6 protein-coding genes are annotated in these 6,901 nt (G+C 43.4%); 1 reads left to right on the top strand and 5 read right to left on the bottom strand.

All coding sequences use genetic code 11. From position 1 onward, the window contains the following. Window positions 1–63: 63 nt before the first annotated feature. Window positions 64–327 (bottom strand): GrxA family glutaredoxin, encoded by a 264-nt coding sequence (locus MED222_RS10920; protein ID WP_009847069.1) that lies wholly within the window; start codon window positions 325–327, stop codon window positions 64–66. Between the two features lie 518 nt (window positions 328–845). Between MED222_RS10920 and MED222_RS10925 the strand changes: the two genes are divergently transcribed. Then, on the top strand, window positions 846–2,147 hold the full coding sequence (locus MED222_RS10925) for an iron-containing alcohol dehydrogenase (RefSeq protein ID WP_009847068.1): 1,302 nt from the start codon (window positions 846–848) through the stop codon (window positions 2,145–2,147). Window positions 2,148–2,266: 119 nt separating this feature from the next. Here the strand turns inward: MED222_RS10925 and MED222_RS10930 are convergent, their stop codons facing one another. The 4 genes from MED222_RS10930 to MED222_RS10945 all read right to left on the bottom strand — a co-directional run bounded on the left by MED222_RS10930 (window position 2,267) and on the right by MED222_RS10945 (window position 6,850). Beyond that, on the bottom strand, window positions 2,267–3,121 hold the full coding sequence (locus MED222_RS10930; RefSeq protein WP_004734686.1) for a MurR/RpiR family transcriptional regulator: 855 nt from the start codon (window positions 3,119–3,121) through the stop codon (window positions 2,267–2,269). A gap of 359 nt (window positions 3,122–3,480) precedes the next feature. Continuing rightward, entirely contained in the window at window positions 3,481–5,124 is a 1,644-nt protein-coding gene (gene panP / locus MED222_RS10935) for a pyridoxal-dependent aspartate 1-decarboxylase PanP (RefSeq protein ID WP_009847066.1), read from the bottom strand. 118 nt (window positions 5,125–5,242) lie between these two features. Beyond that, window positions 5,243–5,770, bottom strand: a complete 528-nt coding sequence (locus tag MED222_RS10940; RefSeq protein WP_009847065.1) for a hypothetical protein — start codon at window positions 5,768–5,770, stop codon at window positions 5,243–5,245. A gap of 174 nt (window positions 5,771–5,944) precedes the next feature. Next, window positions 5,945–6,850, bottom strand: a complete 906-nt coding sequence (locus MED222_RS10945; protein ID WP_009847064.1) for a lysine exporter LysO family protein — start codon at window positions 6,848–6,850, stop codon at window positions 5,945–5,947. Window positions 6,851–6,901: the final 51 nt, after the last annotated feature.

Below are 6,901 nucleotides of genomic sequence, written 5' to 3'. Positions count from 1 at the left end.
CTAACTGTTTTATCTATCAGCTGTTTAGGCTTTAGCCTCGATTTTCGTTTGAGAAATCCCAGCTTAGTCGAAAAGACCTAGGTTTTCTTTTGCGTATGCTTCAAATTCTGTGCAGCCGCCAATGTGATCTTGGTCGATGAAGATTTGTGGAACTGTGTCTACAGGTTTACCAACAGTCTTCTCTAGGTCAGCTTTGCTGATGCCTTCAGCGTGGATGTCAACGTAACGGTAGTTGAAGTCATCGCGTTTAGCTTTAAGAGTTTCAGCATGCTCTTTTGCGCGAACACAGAATGGACAAGCAGGGCGACCAAAAATAACTACAAACATTTAATTTCTCCTAAATACGGGATGAGGCTCGTTAACTCATTTATGTTAACTATTCTATTATGAATGCCACTCAAAATTTCTTAAAACCAACTATGCCTCAATGGCATGGGGAAATAAAGATGGAATTGCCTCTTAATACGATAGGTTTTGCCTATCAGCGCAAATATTAATCATAAAAGGCTAGAGTATTGTTTACTGGCCACTGTCATCGTGAATTCCCCTCAATATTAATATGTGAATTACCCCTAAGATTGCAACTTTAGTCGATATTTAGTGCGACAAGTTGCACCTTGTCAAAAAAATCAAACGCAGAACGAGGCATCCTTTATCTAGGTATGGAACCATATTCTGTAAGCAGTCTGAAGTAATGATGTTTTAGTGCATTCGTATTTGGGGTGCCGGGATTGTGTTGTAAATACGAAAATCAAATTTCAAATTTCAAATGTGAAATCCAAGAGACCAATTTCCTAAAAACCAAGAGTTCGCAGTTTTGTTCGGTCATAGGCGCAGGAGGCACCATGTTTCAATTTATGACATCTACAAAGATCATCTTTGGTGATGGAGCACTCTCCGCTTCATTGTCTCTCTTTAATCAATACGGTTACAGCGTGCTATTGGTGACTGGCAATACATTAGAGCGCACTTCAATAGTCACTGACTATCTCGATGCACAGAGTATGCGCTATCAACACATTGCCGTATCCGGTGAACCTAATATCAAAATGGTTGAGGAGGCTGCTATTTCTGCACGTCGATTTAAGCCAGATATGGTTGTCGCTATGGGGGGCGGTAGCGCCATCGATATGGGCAAAGCGTTAGCCGCGGTTTTACCTAACCAAGGTAGTTTGTATGACTATGTTGAAGTCGTTGGGCGTAATGTCCCTCTTAAAACCAAACCGCTTCCGTTCATTGCGATTCCAACCACAGCGAGTACAGGTGCAGAAGTCACTAAAAACGCGGTGCTGAAATCAGGGCAAGACCAAGTAAAAATCAGCCTTAGAAACCCAGACATGCTGGCTGACGTTGCGATTGTTGACCCAACCCTAACTCATGGTACGAATCTGTATTTATCGGGGCGAGGTGCTATGGACGCATTTACCCATCTAATGGAAGCCTATGTGTGCGGTGAACCGAACCCACTGACTGATATGATCTGTGAAGAAGGCTTACGTAAGCTGAGTGGTTCTGTCATTCAGGCGTGTATCTACGATGAACCTCAAGCGCGTTCTGATCTCGCGTTTTCCTCTATGTTAGGGGGAATAGCGATAACTAACGCCAAACTTGGCGCTGCGCATGGTTTAGCTTCTGCGCTAGGTGGCAAAATCTCGGCTCCTCATAGTGTGATAACTGCACGTTTAGCACCATTTGTGATGTTAGAGAATATAGCTGCTGCGAAGGAGCAGCAGAGGAGTGACATCCTAGCGCGTTATCAGCGAATTTCTCAGATAGTGACAGGTAACGTAGAAGCAACAGAGGAAGAGGCAATTTCTTGGTTGTCTGAAGTGTTGGATACGCTCAAGCTTCCAAGCTTACTGGAATTTGGTGTCTGTGAAGCCCAGTTTGATGAGGTGTCTGCCGACGCGCTCAAGTCGGTGGCGATTAAAGGGAACCCTTTACCGCTGAACCAAGAACGACTCGTACATATTCTTCAGCAGGTTTGTGAGGAGTGTGACTGTGGAGGTGAATACCATGAGACAGCCTCGATGAATCAAGGTGCTCAACGTGCCCCAGAACAGGTTACGGAGTCGAGTTTTACCATTATCAACTCTTATGCGTCTGAAAATAATGTAGTAGAGAAAGGTAATAGCTGGACGATCTAATAGCAGAAAGTAGAAAGCACACATAACGAGAAAGCTAAGCTAACGCGGGACAAATAAAAACGGAGCTCTAGGCTCCGTTTTTCAATTGAATTTAATTCTTAAGCTCACATCTTAACAGATTAGAACTGAGAGTACTTTTCGTAACGTGAATCACGAAGTGACTCTTTTACTCGTTTCAGGTTCTCTCGGAAGCCAGAACCACGACGAAGCGTAAAGCCTGTTGCTAACACATCGATAACCGTCATCTGAACAACACGACTTGCCATTGGCATGTAAACGTCAGTGTCTTCCGGTACATCCAATGAGATAGACAGAGAACTCGCTTTATCTAGCGGAGAGTCTTTTGCTGTGATAGCGATAACTGTCGCCCCGTTTTCACGAGCTAAGTTCGCAATCTCTACTTGGCTTTTAGTGCGGCCAGTGTGAGAGATCAGAACAATAACATCGTTATCACTGCAGTTAATGCAGCTCATGCGTTGCATCACGATGTCTTCGAAACAAGTGATTGGGATATTGAAACGAATGAATTTGTTTTGAGCATCTTTGGCTACAGCAGAAGAGGCACCCAGTCCGAAGAACGAAATGCGTTTTGCTTGTGTCAGTAAGTCAACCGCTCGGTTTACTTGCATCGCGTCTAAACTGTTTTTAGCAACATCTAGACAAGCCATAGTTGATTCAAAAATCTTATGCGTGTAAGCATCTGGGCCATCATCTTCTTCAACATTACGGTTCACGTAAGGTGTGCCGTTCGCCAAGCTTTGAGCTAGGTGAAGTTTAAAGTCAGGGAAGCCCTTTGTGTCTAAACGACGACAGAAGCGGTTAACTGTAGGCTCACTCACGTCAGCCATTTTCGCTAAGGTAGCAATGCTAGAATGAATTGCAGTTTGAGGGGAAGCCATGATTACTTCGGCTACCTTACGCTCAGACTTGCTGAAATTTTCCAGGTTTTTTTGTATTTTTTCTAATGTATTCATAGTGTTCACAAGGGTATAGAGAACAACTTGCTAGTTAATATCTTTTACCAGGGGGTATGGCTGAAACAAATATAAGAAAATACAAAACCAAACTTACATTCGGTATTGTAAATTCTACTGCATCAAATAGATATCAAGCTAACTAGCACCATAGAGTCAGTATAAACCCAAGATACTATTCACTAATACAAAAACACGGCATCAATGCTTAAGAATATGACAAACCTCAACAAAATTTTAGAAAACTACAGAATTGGAAGAGGATTAGAGCAAAAAGAATGCAAATTGAGTATGAACTGACAGCTAAGTTACATCAAAAAGAAAGAAATTTTCAATTTGATGCAACTAAAATTGAATGGCTAGGCGTTGATTAGCTTAACCAATTTGGTGATTTTACTCATCAAATTGGGTGCTAGTTTAGAGATTTCACGCTGTTCTTCAAGCACTGAAGAGAGAATATCGTTGCCCGTCAGTGGATTTGCTAATACTACACGGAAAACGATGATTGGCTGATGCGCCCATATTTCGGGGTTTAAGCGCGTTCGCGATACGAAAGACTTGCCCGTTTCACGTTGCTTCTTCTGAATAAACTTGGTCAGTTCATTCAGTAGCTCATTCAGTTCAACACGCTCTGGTGCTTTAGCCTTGAGTAGTGCTGCTTTGACTGATCCAGGCACATAGCGATAGGTCAGTAGGCAAAGCTCAGGCTCTGAAACCAGTTCGAAGTCGTTTTGATCTTTAATCAGGTCGGCAAAGTAGCGCGCTTTATTGATGCTCTGGTCGATCAGCAGTTCATACCCAGGGCGACTGATGATGTGCATTGAGGCGTAGACTAACATTGCCATGCCTGAACGAGAGCCTTCTAACGTATGGCTACCTAAGTCTTTTGAGCCTTTACGAAGGATGTATTGAGCATGATGTTCGATTGCGGTCATCGCATCTGGCTTCTTAAACAAAACCATGCCAGCACCCATAGGGATATAAAGCTGTTTATGCGCATCAATCGTGACTGAATCAGCCAATTCAATACCATCAAGAAGGTGACGATGGTTGTTCGACATTAGAGTCGCACCTCCCCAAGCGGCATCAACATGGAAATGACAATCGGATTCAGCACACACTTCTGCAATGTCTCTTAGAGGGTCGATATTACCGGTTTCGGTTGTACCAGCCACACCAATGACAGCGAAAGGCTTTATCTTATTCTGCTTGAGCTGTTCAATCTTGAGTCTTAGGTCGTCCGTACAAATGCGGTTGTCGTTATCTGTTTTAACAGACACTAGACCTTCTTGACCAATACCAAGGACATCCGCTGCTTTTTTCAGAGAGTAGTGACCACGTTCAGAAACCAAGATAGCAAGGCCTTCGTAGCCGTAGTGCTTCATGGCTTTAAACAAGCCTTCTTTTTCCACACCTTTGAACGAACCTTGTGCTTTTAGCGCGTTGTTACGTGCAACCCAAAGCGCTGTTATGTTCGCGATGGTACCGCCAGAACAAAACGCTCCTAAAGAGTGGTTGGCACTGTGCATCCAGCGAGAATAAAACTGGTCGCTATCCTGATATATCAGGCGATGTAACATACCCAGAACTTGACGTTCTAAGGGAGTGAAAGCTTTTGAGGTCTCGATTTTTACTAGATTCTGATTTAGCGCAATCATGATTTTAGACAGCGGCATCAGGAAATAGGGTAGCGCAGACGTCATGTGACCAATAAAACTTGGCGACGACGTATGAACCGAATGAGATACAAGAGAATCGAGGAGATGCTCGGTATGTTCTGAAACAAACTCAGGCAGCTCTGGGATATGAGCATTCGAAAAATCTTTCTCAATCTCACGTAATGGCTTTTCTTCAGCCACAATGTGTTCACGTAAGAATTGATTCAGGTTTCGTGAAAGTTTGTCTTCGATTTGAGTGAGTGTTGAGTCTGGGCCTTCTGGTACTGTAAAGATACGTAGAAGACTGTCAAAGCTAACATCTGCTGTTTTTTGTTCCGTAACCATAGCAAGCGAGTTATTTTTCTTATATTGACGCGAGCGGGATAATCTAAACGAAAACGGGAACAATGTCCCGTCTTAATTATGAAATCCAACTTCCCATAAAAGCATAGTAAATTAAGGGTTATTTACACTTAATCGCTTCTAGTTTGGCGATCGACTGGTTGTAACGCTGCAGTGCTGTATCGATTTGCTTAGGGTGACTAAGCAGCTCAGCAAAGGCGGAACGTAGCTCGTAGTTTTGAGCGTGAGGTGTTGATTGGCGGTCGTCGAACGTTGTTTTCGCAATTCTACCAAGTTCATCATCACGTGTTGATAACGTCTTAATGTCGTGTTGTTCCAGTTGCAGCCAGCCTTCTACCGGTTGCTCTGTTGCCACTTTGCTTGAATCGTTCACAAGGTAGTAGTTTACCGCAGCGCGATTAAGCTCGAAGTGGTGCTTACGACCTTCTAGGAACCACTCGCTTACTTCTGTCAATTCTGGGTATTGCTCAGAAGTTAATGTAGCGAGGTCAGCATACCAACCTAAAGAGGCGTCGATGTACGCATCATATTTTTTTGCTTGGCACTGATTTGTCTCAGACATTGAATCTGCTGCAAAAGAGAAAGTCGAAGTTGAAGCTAGCAGTAATGCGACGCAAAGGCGTTTCATAGCGGTTCCTTTTGTAAGTTTATTCTTTTTATAACGTTGTCGTTACAGATTACCGTGATCATTATTTGTTGAGCAATGACACTTAGTGTCTTTTTATTTCGGTAACTGTATCGGTGTCTTGGGCATCGGTATTCGAGTTGCATTCTAATCTAAAACAAACGCTATTCCTGCGATCTAGTTAGCAAGAGATACAAAGAACAACATCAAAATCGGGACAAGCAAGCTGAGGATAAAGCCACTGACTATGGCGACTGGCACGCACCGAACGCCACCTGTGGTTTGAATGACAGGTAATGTGAAATCCATCGCTGTTGCGCCTGCATAACCAATCGATGTGCATGGGTAGCTCCGGATCAGCACAGGAATAAGTACCAAAGCAACTAACTCTCTTAACAGCTCAAGCATGAAAGAAGCGCCGCCATAAACAGGACCAAAGGCGTCGCCCATCAAGATACCAGCTAAAGAATACCAACCAAACCCTGAAGACATTGCCAAGGCTTTGAACAGAGGGATATCAAGGATATAAGCCGCAATAATACCACCAAGCATTGAGGTGGCGATGATTGCGATTGCGATTACCATACCGTGCTTGTTGAGTAAGATTTGACGAAGTGTTAGTCCGCTATTGCGTAACTGAATGCCAATAAAGAACAGTAGAACAAACAGAATCCATTCACTCGCGGTATCAACCCAATCAAGTCCAATAGGCAGAACTAAACCCGCAATAAGGCCGGAACCGACCACTAAGATGAGTTTGGCAGACTCCATCGCCATAGAAGACAGGGGGAGTTTCTTATTACAGCTGTCTGTCTGGAGTGGCAGTAACTTATCAATAGCAGGTAGCGCCATTAGATTACAAACGCTTAAGCAGACGAAGAAAGTGGCCGTGTATAGAAGAATTGTCTGCAGGTTACTGCCTAGGTTATCGAGTGCGGCTAAGCTAAGTCCCATTAACGCGAGAATCACGTAGATCAACCGCGAAGTAGATCGGTTGATAAATTCTAGCGTCTGAGCGTTCGAAATTGAAAAAAGATACCCCACGACGAGTGGCGCAAATATAAAGATCATCCCTGTAAACATGCTTTCCCCATTGCATTGACTTCATATTGCATTTACTAGCAATTTAACAGT

This window comes from Vibrio sp. MED222 (assembly GCF_000153005.1).
GTDB classification, from domain to species: domain Bacteria; phylum Pseudomonadota; class Gammaproteobacteria; order Enterobacterales; family Vibrionaceae; genus Vibrio; species Vibrio tasmaniensis_A.
This window is presented reverse-complemented; position numbering and strand designations above follow the sequence as displayed.